The sequence below is a fragment of the Streptomyces sp. CA-294286 genome (assembly GCF_050947155.1).
In the GTDB taxonomy this organism is placed as follows: Bacteria; Actinomycetota; Actinomycetes; order Streptomycetales; family Streptomycetaceae; genus Streptomyces.
The window spans coordinates 137208-150470 of record NZ_CP192004.1; the positions used below are offsets into that span (position 1 = coordinate 137208).

Annotated in this window: 13 protein-coding genes; 4 read left to right on the forward strand and 9 right to left on the reverse strand. The window is 71.3% G+C overall.

Annotated elements, in window-relative coordinates; all coding sequences use genetic code 11:
- Positions 1-55 precede the first annotated feature (55 nt).
- From ACQPZG_RS00620 to ACQPZG_RS00635, 4 genes are all read right to left on the reverse strand, one after another.
- On the reverse strand, positions 56-736 hold the full coding sequence (locus ACQPZG_RS00620) for a class I SAM-dependent methyltransferase (RefSeq protein WP_433543759.1): 681 nt from the start codon (positions 734-736) through the stop codon (positions 56-58).
- 505 nt (positions 737-1241) lie between these two features.
- On the reverse strand, positions 1242-2090 hold the full coding sequence (locus ACQPZG_RS00625) for a GNAT family N-acetyltransferase (protein WP_433543760.1): 849 nt from the start codon (positions 2088-2090) through the stop codon (positions 1242-1244).
- A 112-nt stretch (positions 2091-2202) separates the two neighbouring features.
- Positions 2203-2349 carry a hypothetical protein gene (locus ACQPZG_RS00630; RefSeq protein ID WP_433543761.1) on the reverse strand — a complete coding sequence of 49 codons (147 nt, stop codon included), beginning with the start codon at positions 2347-2349 and terminating at the stop codon, positions 2203-2205.
- A gap of 196 nt (positions 2350-2545) precedes the next feature.
- Positions 2546-4141 carry an MFS transporter gene (locus tag ACQPZG_RS00635; protein ID WP_433543762.1) on the reverse strand — a complete coding sequence of 532 codons (1596 nt, stop codon included), beginning with the start codon at positions 4139-4141 and terminating at the stop codon, positions 2546-2548.
- Between the two features lie 169 nt (positions 4142-4310).
- Between ACQPZG_RS00635 and ACQPZG_RS00640 the strand changes: the two genes are divergently transcribed.
- On the forward strand, positions 4311-5282 hold the full coding sequence (locus tag ACQPZG_RS00640) for a TetR/AcrR family transcriptional regulator C-terminal domain-containing protein (protein ID WP_433543763.1): 972 nt from the start codon (positions 4311-4313) through the stop codon (positions 5280-5282).
- A gap of 109 nt (positions 5283-5391) precedes the next feature.
- Entirely contained in the window at positions 5392-6315 is a 924-nt protein-coding gene (locus ACQPZG_RS00645; RefSeq protein ID WP_433543764.1) for an aminoglycoside phosphotransferase family protein, read from the forward strand.
- A gap of 166 nt (positions 6316-6481) precedes the next feature.
- On the opposite strand, the gene ACQPZG_RS00650 is transcribed toward ACQPZG_RS00645, so the two are convergent.
- From ACQPZG_RS00650 to ACQPZG_RS00660, 3 genes are all read right to left on the reverse strand, one after another.
- Positions 6482-6976: a GNAT family N-acetyltransferase gene (locus ACQPZG_RS00650; RefSeq protein ID WP_433543765.1), complete on the reverse strand. Its 495-nt coding sequence runs from the start codon at positions 6974-6976 to the stop codon at positions 6482-6484.
- 256 nt (positions 6977-7232) lie between these two features.
- Positions 7233-8711, reverse strand: coding sequence for a family 43 glycosylhydrolase (locus ACQPZG_RS00655; RefSeq protein WP_433543766.1), 1479 nt, complete (start codon positions 8709-8711; stop codon positions 7233-7235).
- Positions 8693-9679, reverse strand: a complete 987-nt coding sequence (locus ACQPZG_RS00660; RefSeq protein WP_433544576.1) for an arabinan endo-1,5-alpha-L-arabinosidase — start codon at positions 9677-9679, stop codon at positions 8693-8695. The genes ACQPZG_RS00655 and ACQPZG_RS00660 overlap by 19 nt, the downstream gene beginning before the upstream one ends.
- A 912-nt stretch (positions 9680-10591) precedes the next feature.
- Between ACQPZG_RS00660 and ACQPZG_RS00665 the strand changes: the two genes are divergently transcribed.
- Positions 10592-11566, forward strand: coding sequence for an arabinan endo-1,5-alpha-L-arabinosidase (locus tag ACQPZG_RS00665; RefSeq protein WP_433543767.1), 975 nt, complete (start codon positions 10592-10594; stop codon positions 11564-11566).
- 478 nt (positions 11567-12044) lie between these two features.
- Here ACQPZG_RS00665 and ACQPZG_RS00670 read toward each other — a convergent pair whose 3' ends face one another.
- Positions 12045-12446 (reverse strand): ATP-binding protein, encoded by a 402-nt coding sequence (locus ACQPZG_RS00670; RefSeq protein WP_433543768.1) that lies wholly within the window; start codon positions 12444-12446, stop codon positions 12045-12047.
- Here ACQPZG_RS00670 and ACQPZG_RS00675 point away from each other — a divergent pair.
- A complete protein-coding gene (locus tag ACQPZG_RS00675) occupies positions 12445-12594 on the forward strand; it encodes a hypothetical protein (protein ID WP_433543769.1) in 150 nt (49 codons plus the stop codon). The genes ACQPZG_RS00670 and ACQPZG_RS00675 overlap by 2 nt on opposite strands.
- 95 nt (positions 12595-12689) lie before the next feature.
- Here the strand turns inward: ACQPZG_RS00675 and ACQPZG_RS00680 are convergent, their stop codons facing one another.
- Positions 12690-13073, reverse strand: coding sequence for an STAS domain-containing protein (locus ACQPZG_RS00680; protein ID WP_433543770.1), 384 nt, complete (start codon positions 13071-13073; stop codon positions 12690-12692).
- Between the last annotated feature and the right edge of the window lie 190 nt (positions 13074-13263).

Here is a 13263-nt window from a genome sequence, read left to right on the forward strand (position 1 = left end):
TTCGGTGGACGGCGGGCCTGCCCAACTGCCCTGCCCGACGCGAGCGGTAACGCCCTCAGAACAGTCGGCGCGCCCGCAGCACCAGGTCGTCGGTGTGATGCGCGCCGGCGCCGCCGTCGGGCGCCACGCGCGGTCGCTGTTCGTTCACCTCCACCGTCCAGCCGTCGGTGAGCAGGGCGGTGACCATCGAGGGCCAGACGTAGTCAGCCGGGTCGAACTCGCCGTCGTCCGGCTGCTGGGTGTCCACCCCCGCGTGGTGGACGAGCAGCAGCACGCCGCCGGGTGCGACCGCCGCCAGCAGCGCTCGCTCGGCCGCGGCGTCGGGGGTGCGCAGCAGGGCCGGGTACTGAGCGGAGACCAGGTCGAAGGAGGCCGGCGGGAGCACCGCTTCGGTCAGCGCGGCGTGGACCCAGCGAACGGCGACGCCTGCGTCCCGCGCGTGCCCGGCCGCCCGCTCCAGCGCCACACCCGAGACTTCGAGCGCGGTCACGTCCCATCCGGCGCGTGCGAGCCAGACGGCGTCCGCGCCCTCGCCGCAGCCCACGTCGAGGACCCGCCCCGGTACGAGCCCGGCGACCTCGGCCACGAGCGCACCGTTGGGCCGGCCGCTCCACAGCTGTTGTCGGTCGGCATACCGGTGGTCCCACTCCTCCCGCACCGCGGGGTCTCCGAGGTATCCGTCGGCAGGCAAGGGGGCGTCGGCCGCGGGCGATCCCGCTGTGATGTCGTCGGTCATGCACCCACCGTGGCCCGTCGTGGCCCGGTCCCGCCACTCCTGTTGCCAGTCCGGCAAAACGGGGCCCGAAGGGGGCCGGGAGCAGTCGGCACGGTCGTACGGGGTGCCCTCGGAACAGACCGGCCGCGGCGTCCGCGACCTGTGCCGTCCCTCTCCCCACGTGTCCGCCGGACCGGGCGAGCCCTTCGTACGGGTGAGCCCGCCGTCGTACCGCCTCGGCCGTGACCCGAGCGTCGACGCGGGGGGCTGCCTGCCCCGTGAGGAGTGTTCACAGCTCGACGTGAACGGCCGGGTTCGTACTCCGTACTTGAGGTGAGGCCCCGGCGTGGTCCTCGAAGTACGACCTCCCACGTCCGGGCGGACGTGGAGGCAGCCCGGCGGCCGGGGCTCCGGCAGCGCGGCGGGGACGGTGTCGATGCACGTCCGAATGTCAGCGCGAGGGAGGTCCCGGTCTCGCCGGGCAAGGCTCCGGTCTCACGGTAACGGGCAGTCGGTCCGTCCTGGCCTACTCGGCGGGCCCGGCGATCAGGGCGGTCGCGACGCGTCGGAAGCCCAGACGGGCATAGATCCGGGCGATGTCGTCGTCGCCTGCCGACAGGAAGACGGTCTCGGCTCCTCGTGCTCGGGCGTCCGCCACCAGCGCCGCGGTGACCGCGACCCCAAGACCTCGACGGCGCGCGGAGGGCAGCGTTCCGACACCGACGATCTCGCTGACCGATCCGACTGGCTGGTGCTGGCCGGCGCACAGCACCGTCCCCCCTTCCACCGCTGCGGCAACCGACGTCAGACCCGCTTCGATCCGCTCCACCGCGCGTTCCACCGACCCGTCGCGTGCCCGGACACGCACGGCTTCCGCGAGCTCGGCGACTCCCGCCGAGCCCCTACCCGTCCCGGGCTCCGCGAAAGCAAGATGCGGTACGGCCAGTGCGCTCGCCAGCGCCGGGTCGTCCGGGCCCATGATCCGCACCCGCGATCCACCGGACGACGCGTACGCAGCGGGGACCGGAACACCCGGGTCGAGCACCAAGAGGGGGTGCTCGTGAACCTCCAGCCCCGAGTCCTCGATCGCCGCCCGCAGCGCGGTTGCGGTCTCGGCGATCCACTCGAAGCTCTCCGGGATCCCGAGTGCGCGCTGCCGGACACGGACCCGGGCCACATCGGTGGCGCTCACCGCGCCCGACCATCCCCGAGCCGGACGTGCGTAGAACGGCCATCCCTCCCCGTCCCGCACGAACAGGGTCAGCGGTCCGAAGTCCTCGACCCGGGCACCCTGACGCGGCACCGCGTCGTAGTACCGCTCAAGTCGGTCCAGCAGCACGCGCTCGGAGCGATCATCAAGATCCACAGAAGTCACGCGGGCATCAAAGCATCAGGTCATGGCCTCCGCCACCGTATTGCGGCTCACCCACGATCACCTTCCGCCCGGACGTGCACGGGACAGCACCGTCACCACGTCGCCAGGTGCTTCACCACAGGCAGCGCAGCCGGCCCCGGCGCCTCAGGGACGCCGGTGATGCAGTGCGGGCGGTCGTCGGGTGGTAGGCGAGCACGAAGCGCGTGTTGCTGCCGATGCGGACCTTGTCGTACACGCCTGCGCCCGTACGACCGAGCATCCGGGCCGCCCAGGAGTGCTCCCTGAGCGCACCCCGACCCTCTCCGCACGCGAGTGACTCCCTCGCGCACACCGCACGTTCGATACACGCCCGCGGTCCTTGGGAGTCATGCCCGGCCGGACCGCTCGGCCACACCCCGCCGGTCGCTGGGCCATACGCTGCCGATCGCTCGGTCACACCCGTCCGTGGCGCCCGGTCATACCCGGCCGGACCGCTCCACGGGTTCGGAAGTTTGGGGCGCCTTTCCCGGTTCCCCGGCCCGTCGCAGCATCGTGACCGCGAATGCGGCCGCCAGCAGCATGAACACCGCCGCCCCCAGCGCCGCGTAGGTGAGGCTCTGCGTGAAGGCCTCGCGGGCCGCGGCGAGCAGTGACTCCGCCTGCGCGGCCGGCAGGTGGTGCGCGGCTGCGACAGCACCGCCCAGCGTCTCGCGCACGGCTTCGGGGACGGGCCCCGCGTCCGCGCCCGCGACGGGTCCCGCCATCTCCCGCGTGTACACCGCGGCTCCGATGCTGCCCAGGATCGCCATCCCCAGCGCCCCTCCGAATTCCGTCCCGGACTCGATGACCGAGGCCGCCGCGCCCGCCCGCTCGGGTGGGGCGGCTCCCAGGGCCATTTCGTTCGCGAGGGTCATCGCGGTGATGATGCCGCCCACGTAGGTCGCACAGGCTGCCAGCACGAACCACAGGGGGGAGTCCGTGCGGACCTGGGTCAGCCACACGAAGCCCGCCGCCGCGATCACGAACCCGCCTGCCATGACGTGCGCCCGGTTGATCCGCACCGCCAGCACCGCCCCGACCGGGGCGCAGACGAGCGCCGCCCCCGACGGCACCAGGCTCCACAGTGCCGCTTCCAGCGGTCGCATGCCCAGGACGGACTGAAGGTACTGGTTGAAGAAGACCGCGAATCCGACGGTGGCGAACATGGCGAGGACGTTCGCGGCCACCGCCCCGCCGAAGGCACGTCGGCGGATCATCGCGAGGTCGATCATCGGGTGGGCGAGGGAGCGCTGTCTGCGGACGAAGAGGAAGCCGAGGGCCACGCCCGCGGCGACGTACACCAGCGGCTGGACGTGGATCCCGCTCTTCGCCGCCTCCTTGACGCCGTAGACGACGGGCAGCACTGCCGCCAGCGACAGCAGCGCGCTCAGCAGGTCGAAGCCGGGGCGGGGCGTACTCCTGAACTCGGGCAGGAGGAAGGGCGCGAGGACCAGGAGCAGCAGCATCGCGGGCAGGTTGATCAGGAACACCGAGCCCCACCAGAAGTGTTCGAGGAGAACGCCGCTGAGGACCGGGCCGAGCGAGATGCCGGCCGCCATCACCGCCGTCCACAGCGTGACGGCCTTGGCCCGCTGGGCGGGGTCGCGGAACAGGTTGCGGATGAGGGCGAGGGTGGACGGCATCAGCGTCGCCCCGCCGATGCCGAGCAGCACCCTCGCCACGACGAGCATGTCGGGTGTCGACGCGTACGCCGCCGCCACCGACGCCGCACCGAAGGCGACCGCCCCGGACAGCAGCAGTCTGCGGCGGCCGATGCGGTCACCGAGCGTTCCCATGGTGATCAGCAGACCGGACAGGACGAAGCCGTACACGTCCAGGATCCAGAGCTGCTGGGTGGCGCTCGGTGCCAGGTCCTGGCTGATGAAGGGGATCGCGAAGTAGAGGACGGACACGTCCATGGAGACGAGGAGCAGGGGCAGCATCAGGACGCCGAGGGCGGTCCACTCCTTGCGGCCCGCGAGGGGAGGCGGCGGTGGCTGAGGGTGGGCGTGTTGGGTCGGTGGCACAGTCATGGTGGGCTCCTGGGGGTGTCTGTACGGCGTACGCCAGCGCTGTGCGTACGAAGTAAGCAGCCCCGAAGAAGTCGCGCAACGAGTGATCTAGTGCACCGCGTTTCGCCTGCACGTCCTGGAGGGCGCCACGCCCTAGCGCACTAGTGCGCCCGCGAGTACAGTGCGAGGCATGACGACCCTCTCCGCCCGATCGGCGTCCGCCCGGAGGACGACCCCCTCGGCCCGGATCGCCGACGACATCCGCCACCGGATCTCCCGCGGCGAGCTTTCGCCCGGCGACAAGGTGCCCTCCACCCGGCGCATCACGCAGGAGTGGGGCGTTGCGATGGCCACCGCCAGCAAGGCGCTGGCCTCGCTCGCGCAGGAGGGGCTCGTACGGGCGGTGCCCGGGGTCGGCACGGTCGTCGTGGACGCGACGGCGGTGCCCGCCCTGCGCCACGGCCGCACCCCGGGCGGGCTGAGCCGGGCCCGCATCGTGCGCACCGCGATCGCCCTCGCGGACAGCGAGGGACTGGTCACTCTCACCATGCGCCGGGTCGCCACCGACCTCGGGGTGTCCACCATGGCCCTGTACCGGCACGTCCCCGGCAAGGCGGACCTGGTGCACCTGATGTCGGAGGCGGCCTTCGCCGAGCGGCCGTTGGGAGAGCCGCACGGCGGAGTCGGCGCACAGGACTGGCGCCGCCGACTCGCCCACGCCGCGCGGTGGTTGTGGCAGATCTACGAGCGCCACCCGTGGATGACGCAGGCCATGGCCTCCTTCACGCGGCCGACCGCGGCCCCGGAGGCGATGCGGTACACGGAGTGGGTGCTGCGCGCACTGAACGGGCACGGTCTCAGCTCGTACGAGATGCTGCACACCCACCTGACCCTGTTCGGGCACATCCAGGGGCTGGCCGCGGCGACCGAGGTGGAGAACCGGGCCCGGCAGGACACCGGGATGACCTCTGAGGAGTGGATGGCGTCCCACGAGCCGCATGCGGAGGCCGTCCAGTCGGCGGGGGGCTACCCGACCCTCGGCCGGCTCTTCGAGGAGGAGGGGGACTTCGTCCTCGATCTGGACGCCCTGTTCGCCTTCGGGCTGGAGCGGATCCTCGACGGGGTGCAGGTGCTCATCTCCCGTAGGGCGGGGTCCCGTTGACGGAACGGGACGACCCGGCCCGCGACCGGGCAGGCGCGACGGCGTGCCGTGCATCGCTCCCTCCGGTGGCTTGCGGCGCGAACCCGGTTCCTCCGGAAGGGGGTCCGGCGTGAGGAGTCTGGAGGCGGACGAGGTCCCGCGCCGCCTGGCGGCCTCGTACCTCGGGGGCTTCGGCGAGGAAGGGCGTGCCTGGGTCGCCGGCCTGCCCGATCTCGCGGCGGAGATGCTGGAACGGTGGGAGCTCGAACGGGAAGGAAGCGCCGGGGCGGGAGAAGCCTCCCTGGTTCTGCCGGTGCTGCGCCACGACGGCACGCGTGCGGTCCTCAGGTTTCAGATGCCCCGGCAGGAAACCACCGCTGCCCTGATCGGCCTCCGTACCTGGAACGGCGAAGGAATGGTTCGGCTGCTCGATCACGACTCCCCGAGCGGCACCATGCTCCTGGAGCGGCTGGACGGTTCCCGCACGCTGGCCTCGCTCAACGACGACGAGGTGGCGATGAGCGCCCTCGCCGAGCTCCTCGCGCGGTTGGTCGCAGTCCCCGCGCCGAGGGGGCTGCGCGGTCTCGGCGACATCGCCTACGGGATGCTGGACCAGGTCCCGCGGGCGATCACGCATCTGGCCGACCCGGCCGACCGCGCTCGCCTGCGGAGCTGGGCCTCGGCGGTGGCCGAACTGGCCGACGAGCCCGGGGACCGGATGCTGCACTGGGACCTGCACTACGACAACGTCCTGGCCGCACAGCGCGAGCCGTGGATCGCCATCGATCCCGAGCCCCTCGCCGGCGACCCGGGATTCGATCTGTGGCCCGCCCTGGACAGCAGGTGGGACGACGTCGTGAGGAAGGGCGACACCCGCCGCATCGTGCAGCGCCGCTTCGACCTGCTCACGGACGCCCTCGGCCTGGACCGCGCACGCGCGACCGGCTGGACCCTGGGGCGACTGCTGCAGAACGCGCTCTGGGACATCGAGGACGGCGAGACCCGCCTCGCCCCGTCCTCCCTCACGATCGCGGAATCGCTGCTCAAGAGGTAGCCCTTGGCACGCGGCACGCGGCACGCGGGGGACGGCTGGCGTGCCTGTGTGCCTGTGTGCCTGTGTGCCTGTGTGCCTGCGGTGCTTGGCCCGTAGCACTGCGGGGGTCTGTGGGGCGTGGGGCTGTCGGAGCCGCCGGTCTGCCGGGAAGGCGCCCCCGTGCTCTTCAGCAGCCGAGGGGTTTGGCGTACCAGTGCTCGGCTCTGCCGTGGCCGTCGTAGGGTTCGGTCTCTTCATAGCCGTGCGCCGTGTACAGGGCCCGTGCCTCGGTCAGTTCGCTGTTGGTCTCGCAGACAATTCGTGTAGCGCCCAGTTTTCGTGCTGACGCCTCGACGGCTCGTAGCAGTCCGTGCCCCGGGCCGGCCCCGCGCCCTGCGGGCCGTACGTACATCCGTTTCAGCTCCGCTGTCGTCGGGGAACCCGGCAGCAGCCGCACTCCGGCGTAGCCGAGGAGACCGCCCCGGTGATCGCGGGCGACGAGGAACTCCCCGCCCGGCGGGGCGAGGTCGTCGTGTCGGTCCGCGCCGAGTGCTTCGCGGATCTCCGCCTCGGTGACCGGGCGACCCAGCACCCGCAGTCCCCTTTCGGTGAGGTACTGCGCCATTGCCTCGTTGATCTCCGTGCTCGCCACGCGCTCCGCGCCAAGTGTCCAAGTGGGCATACGGGTCATGGTCGGCAACCGCGCCCTCGGTTGTCCAGGGCGGCAACGGCCGACCCGCGCTTCCTTCCCTTCGAGGACGACCCCTTCGAGGGGTCGCCCGCGCCTGCCGAGGTGCTCACTGCGGGCCGGTCCATGGGCGGGGCCAGATCGTACGGACCGCGCCCGGCAACCGCCCGGCCCCGGACCGGCACGCCCCGGGGCCGCCCGTAACGGCTCCTGACGGGGAAGGTGCGGGCGTGTCGGTCCGGAGTGCGGGTCAGGACGGTGTGAGCCGCCACTGCTGGCAGCCGTTGGCGAGCCAGGACCACTGGCGTACGTCGGCCCCGTCCGCTGCCGAGCAGTCGGCCACGTCGGCCACTTTTCCGGTGGCCTGATTGGTCAAGCGGATCCAGCCGGCGTCCGTGGTGATGAGGCGGAACTTCTGGCAGGTGTTGTTCAACCACGACCACTGACGCAGAGCCGCACCGTCGGCGGTGGAGCAGTCGGCGGTGTCGAGGACCTTGCCGCTGCCCACGTTCACCAGGCGGCTGGTGTCGTCGGCCAGGTCTTCGATCCGCCACTTCTGGTTGCTGCCGCCGCCGCAGGTCCGTTGCTGGACGTTGCCGCCGTCGGCGGTCGAACCGCCCGCCACCTCCAGGCATTTGCCGCTGTTGCGGTTCGTGAGGGTGTACGCGGTCGGGGTGGTCGCGCTCTCGCCCGAGGGGCCGGGCAGCGTGGTGCCGAGGGCGACCGGCTTGCCGAACCTCGGGGTGCCGTCGGCGTTCCAGGTGAACTTCTGCGCGCGCGTCGTACGGCCGTTGTCGCAGCCGTCGGACGTGGAGTCGTTGGCGTGGTAGACGATCCAGTCCTCGGTCCCGTCCGGCGACTTGAAGAAGCCGTTGTGGCCGGGGCCGTACACGCCCGCCGCGTCGTCGCGCTGGAGGACGGGCGTGGACTTCTTGGTCCAGGAGGACGCGGCGAGGGGGTTCGTTCCGGTGAGTTCGAGCTGCCCCAGCTTGTAGTCGGGGGTCATGCAGCCGCTCGCAGAGAAGATCACGAAGGTCCTGCCGCCGCGCTGGAGCACCTCCGGTGCTTCGTTGACGTTGGAACCCACCTTCTCCCAGGCGTGGGTGGGGGACGCGATGGCGGTGAACGCGCCGCTGACCGTGTACGGGTTGGACATCGGGGCGATCAGCACGTTCTGGTTGCTGCCCTGCCAGGCGCTGGCCAGGAGGTACAGCCTGCCGCCGACCGTCATGACGTTGCCGTCGATGAGCCAGCCGCTCAGCGAGGAGTGCTGCAGCCGGTTCTTGTAGCGGTAGGGGCCCTGTGGGTCGGACCCGCTGCTCTCCAGTACGTGCAGGCGCTGCGAACCGAACTCGGTGCTTTCCTCGCCCGCGGTGTAGTAGAGGTACCAGCGGCCGTCGGCGAAGTACAGCTCCGGTGCCCAGATGTTGCAGCAGCGCAAGGCGTCGTCCGCCTTGCCGTCCCACACCTGCACGCTCGGCGCGGTGGCGAGCCCCGCCAGGGTGGGCGACTTGCGCATGGTGATGACGTGGGTCCAACTCGTCGTCACCAGGTAGTAGTTGCCCTGGTGGTAGGAGATCCAGGGGTCGGCGCCCTTCTGGCTCTTGACCGGGTTCGTGTACGGGCGGCCCTCGACGGCGGGTGCGGCGGGTGCGGCGGGTGCCACGCCGGTACCCAGACCGATGCCCAGGACGAGGGCCGTCAGCAGGGTCAGTAGGCGACGGGCCATCCGGAGCTCCAGTTCAAGAGGTTGACGCCGAGTTTGGGAGTGCCGTTGGCCTGGCCGTCGTAGTAGTGGTAGACGAGGAGGTCGCCGTCGGTGTCCTGGAGGACCGACTGGCCGCCGGGGCCGATGTAGCGGCCGTGGCTCTCCTGGACCGGCGTACCGCCGTTGTTCATCATGGCGACGCCGTTCCTGTCGACGTACGGGCCGGTGACCTTGGTGGAGCGACCCACCTTGATCTTGTAGGTGGAGCCGGTGCCCGCGCAGCACGTGTCGTACGAGGCGAAGAGGTAGTAGTGGCCGCCTCGCTTGAGGATGTAGGGCGCTTCGACGGCCTTGGTGCCGGTGGGACGCGAGGCGAGCGGACGCCGAGCCGTGTCGCCGGTGTGCTGCTTGCCCGTCGCGGGGTCGAGCCTGATCAGCTTGATCCCGGTCCACCAGGAGCCGAAGGACAGCCACCACGTGCCGTCGTCGTCCACGAAGAGGTTGGGGTCGATGGCGTTGTAGTCGCTGGACGGGGTCGAGGTGTGGACGGCCCCGCGATCGGTCCAGGATCCGGGCTCGCCCGTGGTGGAGGTCGCCAGGCCGATGGCCGACTTGTTCGAGCCGAACGAGGAGACGGAGTAGTACATCAGGTACCTGCCCCCGTGGTACGAGATGTCCGGCGCCCAGACGTCCCCGGTGGAGTTGTAGTCGTTCCACCAGCTCGGCCGGACGGGGAAGGCGGAGCCGCTCCGGCCGAAGGCGATGCGGTCGGTGGAGGTACGCAGTTGCAGGCCGTCGCCGGTGGAGTAGAGCAGGTACTTGCCCGACGGGGTGCGGACCATGGACGGGTCGTGGACGACGATGTCGCCGGTGACCCGGCCGGGCGCGGGATAGGCGAGGGCGTTGCTCGGGAGGAGGGCGAGCAGGGCGGCGGCGGGCAGAGCGACGAGGGCTCTGCGCCGTAGGACGGTACGGGTGCCGCTGCGCACGGGTTTCTGGGTGCGTCCGGGGGTGCTGCCGGGGGTGCGGCTCACTCGGGGCTCCTTCGGTGGAGGCGGTCCGTCGCCAAGGCTGTCCGATATGTCGAACGGCGATCGTGTTATCGGACGAGACCGTAGGACCAAGGCGCGTACACGTCAACGTTTCTCACAGGCGCCTTCGGCCGACCCCCCGCACCCCACTAGGCTCGCAACGCCCTTGCGGCGCTGAGCGGTTGACGCCGACCGGCCCTCGCGCGAGAGGCCGCGGGTGGGCCCCGACCGGCCCGTACGCAGCGCCGCGAGCGCGGGGCGCGACCCGGAACTCCACACGGCGCTCCCCCGCACCGACGAGATCGGTCAGCGGGTACGACCTGCGACGGAAGGCCGGTCCCACCCGAAGCCGCACCCGACGACGCGATACATGCCGTTGAACCGGCAACCTTCCGCGGGGCTGCGGCAACTCACCAGGTGTCACCGCACTCGGCCCATGAGGTTCCGATGTCCCCTGCCCCACCCGCCACACTCTGCCGTCGCCACGGAGGACGGCCATGAGCCGCCCCTTGACCACGCGCAGGGGCCGCGCGCCCCCTGGGCGACGGAGCGCCGCACCCGTCAGGAATGCGACGCCCCCGGGTGCTCCGCACCACACCGTGCGGGAGCGCATCCCGCACGCGCGCGCCGCGGACACGGGCACCGCGGCCACGGGCGCCGCGGGCAGGCGTGCTCTTCGAAGGCTCCGGCAGACACCACGAGCACCACCTCGGACTCCGGGCGTCTGCTACCTTCCCGTTCGAACTCACGAGCGGCGTACAGTATTTCGAACGACACCTTCTGTCCCGTCCACGCTCGAAGTCGCGTCCTTGCACGTTCGCACGTTCGCACGTTCCACGTCCTGTCCCTCCACCCACGAAGGAGAAGCGCGTGAGCCGCACTCTGCGCAAGTCCTCGTTCCTCGCCCTCCCGGCCGCCCTCATGCTGGCCCTGACGCCGTCGAGCGCGTCCGCCTACCCCGGGCCCGGTCGCGTCACCGGCGACGTCGCCGTCCACGACCCGACCATGCTCCGCGCGCCCGACGGGCGCTACCTGCTCCACTCCACCCACGGCTACCTGGAGTCCCGCGCCTCCACCGACCGCGTCGCGTTCAGCCGCACCGGCAACGCCTTCGCCTCGCCGCCGAGTTGGTGGTCGCGCTACTCGCCCGAGAACGACCCGTGGGCACCCGACGTCTCCTACCACGGCGGCAAGTACCTGATGTACTACTCCGTCTCCAGCTTCCACTCCAACACCTCCGCCATCGGCGTCGCCACCTCCACGACCGGTTCGCCCGGCAGTTGGAAGGACCAGGGCGTCGTCCACTCCTCCACGTCCACCAGCGACTACAACGCCATCGACCCCGACCTGTTCGTGGACGACGACGGCAAGTGGTGGCTGGCCTTCGGCTCCCACTGGAGCGGAATCAAGATGATCCGCCTCGATCCCAAGACCGGAAAGCAGCACGCGCAGGACACCGTCCGCCGCTCGCTCGCCTCGCGCCCCACGGCCCCGAGGGCGGTCGAGGGCCCGACCGTGATCAAGCGGAACGGGTACTACTACCTCTTCGCCTCGTACGACACCTGCTGCGCCGGTACCGCCTCCACGTACAAGATCAAGGTCGGCCGGGCCACCAGCCCCACCGGCCCCTACTACGACCGCAACGGCGTCGCGTTGACCAAGGACGGCGGCACTGTGGTCATGGCGTCCCAGGGCTCCGTGATCGGCCCCGGCGGCCAGGACATCATGCGCGACGGCAACGAGGACGTGCTCGTCTACCACTACTACGACGGCCGTGACGGTGGCACTTCCAAGCTCGGCCTCAACCTGCTGAAGTGGGACGGCGGCTGGCCCACCGCCTACTGACCGGGACTGAGCAACTGAGCAGGGGGGCGGGCCCCGGCCCCTGTCGGCCGCACCCGTACGCGTCCTCGGCGCGCTCCGGCGTGCCTCGGTGCCGCTCGGCACCCCCGTGTCCGCCCGGCTGAAGGGACACGCACGAGGCGGTACGTGAACAGCAGTCGGGCCCGGTCGGCACGTGCCGACCGGGCCCACCTCCCGTTGTACGGGCTTCCGTCGCGGAGACTGCGCGCCGCTCAGGAAAACCCGAGGGCCCAGCGGCCCCGACAGCCGAAGCCGCCCGAGCCGCCCACGGTTCGGGCGCGGACGTCAGCCATCGCCACGCGGTACCTCCCTCCCCGCTCCGGGACCCCCACCGCGCCGTGCCGGGTCCTGGGGACAGGGATGTACGGATTCCTCGGCGGCCCGTGCCTCGTCGCGCGGGCGCGTCACCCGGGCCTCTTCGCGCGTGCGGGGTCACCCGGGCCTCGTCGCGCGGGCGGCGTCAGTGGAGGTTGAGGTGGGCGGTGACGCGTTTGCCTGCGGGTTCGAGGGTCACGTCCACCGAGCGGCAGAGCATCCTGACGATCTTCAGACCGTGTTGGCCGATCCGGCGGGGGTCGTGGGCACGGCTCACCGGAAGTGCCGGGGTGCTGTCCGCCACCGTGATCATCAGAACCTCGTCCTGCACCTGGAGTTCGAGCAGTATCCGGCCCCGGGCGTACTTCACGGCGTTGGTCACCAGCTCGGAGACGACCAGCCGCGCGCGGTCGAGGAGAAGGACCCCCACTGAGGTCCCCGCGACGATCGCGCGCAGGAGGAAGACGGTGGTGAAATCGCGGGCCGCGCCCACGGCCCTGCTGTTGCTACCGTCGAACGCCCTGCTGACGGCAGTGACCGTTCCCATGGACTTTCCCAGCTTCTTCCTGACCCCGGCCGGTACTGAAGGGGCCGTGTCGCACGGCGAGAACCAGGCCCGCGGCAACCCGGCAGCCCTGCTGCTGCCGTACGCCACAAGCTGCGGCCCGCCCGGCCGCGAAACCCCTGCCGAGTGACAGAGGGAGCGGCGCGGGCATCACGGCGAGTACCCGCCCTCGGCCCGGACAACCCGGAAAGGCCGCGCCCGCTGCGCCGGGGCGGCACGAGTGGGTCATACGGGTGTGTCCGGTGCGGCTGCGGCGTCGGCCACGGTGGGGAACAGTTTCAGGAGCTGGTCGGTGCCGGTGATCTCCAGCAGACGCTCCACCTGCTCGGAGACTCCGGCCAGCCGCAGGTCCGTCAACTGGTGGGCGCGCAGGAGAACGTTGAGGAAGGTGGAGTCCGCGAAAGCCACCTCCGTGAGGTCCAGCACCACCACCCGGCCCTCCCCCGCCGCGGTGGTCACCGCCTCCAGCAGCAGCGGGCAGGAGTCGAGGTCGAACTCGCCGGACACGGCGACCACGGGCACCGCAGCCAGATCCGCGCGAGCGACCTGGCCCCCTCTGGGGTCGGGAACGGAAGAACTGTCGGATATGTGCGAACGGGACTGAGACATCACCCGAGTATGCACGTCCGACGGTGACCTTCGGGCAGGCATTGGCCAAAGCCTGCCGTCGCGACCGCGACCATCCGGGCCGGACGCCTCGCGCGGCCACCGCGGGCCGGGCGTGGTCGGCGGATCGCTGCCGCCGGGCGGCGTCGGCGGCGCGAACCCGTCACCATCGCCGCCCTCGCCGAACACGCCC

Excerpts from the sequence above, each read along its gene's own strand:
- ACQPZG_RS00635 (WP_433543762.1), bottom strand. The coding sequence starts at position 4,141 with ATGACTGTGCCACCGACCCAACACGCCCACCCTCAGCCACCGCCGCCT.
- ACQPZG_RS00670 (WP_433543768.1), bottom strand. The coding sequence starts at position 12,446 with ATGGGAACGGTCACTGCCGTCAGCAGGGCGTTCGACGGTAGCAACAGC.
- ACQPZG_RS00655 (WP_433543766.1), bottom strand. The coding sequence starts at position 8,711 with ATGGCCCGTCGCCTACTGACCCTGCTGACGGCCCTCGTCCTGGGCATC.
- ACQPZG_RS00680 (WP_433543770.1), bottom strand. The coding sequence starts at position 13,073 with ATGTCTCAGTCCCGTTCGCACATATCCGACAGTTCTTCCGTTCCCGAC.
- ACQPZG_RS00650 (WP_433543765.1), bottom strand. The coding sequence starts at position 6,976 with ATGCCCACTTGGACACTTGGCGCGGAGCGCGTGGCGAGCACGGAGATC.
- ACQPZG_RS00630 (WP_433543761.1), bottom strand. The coding sequence starts at position 2,349 with ATGCTCGGTCGTACGGGCGCAGGCGTGTACGACAAGGTCCGCATCGGC.
- ACQPZG_RS00675 (WP_433543769.1), top strand. The coding sequence starts at position 12,445 with ATGGACTTTCCCAGCTTCTTCCTGACCCCGGCCGGTACTGAAGGGGCC.
- ACQPZG_RS00640 (WP_433543763.1), top strand. The coding sequence starts at position 4,311 with ATGACGACCCTCTCCGCCCGATCGGCGTCCGCCCGGAGGACGACCCCC.
- ACQPZG_RS00620 (WP_433543759.1), bottom strand. The coding sequence starts at position 736 with ATGACCGACGACATCACAGCGGGATCGCCCGCGGCCGACGCCCCCTTG.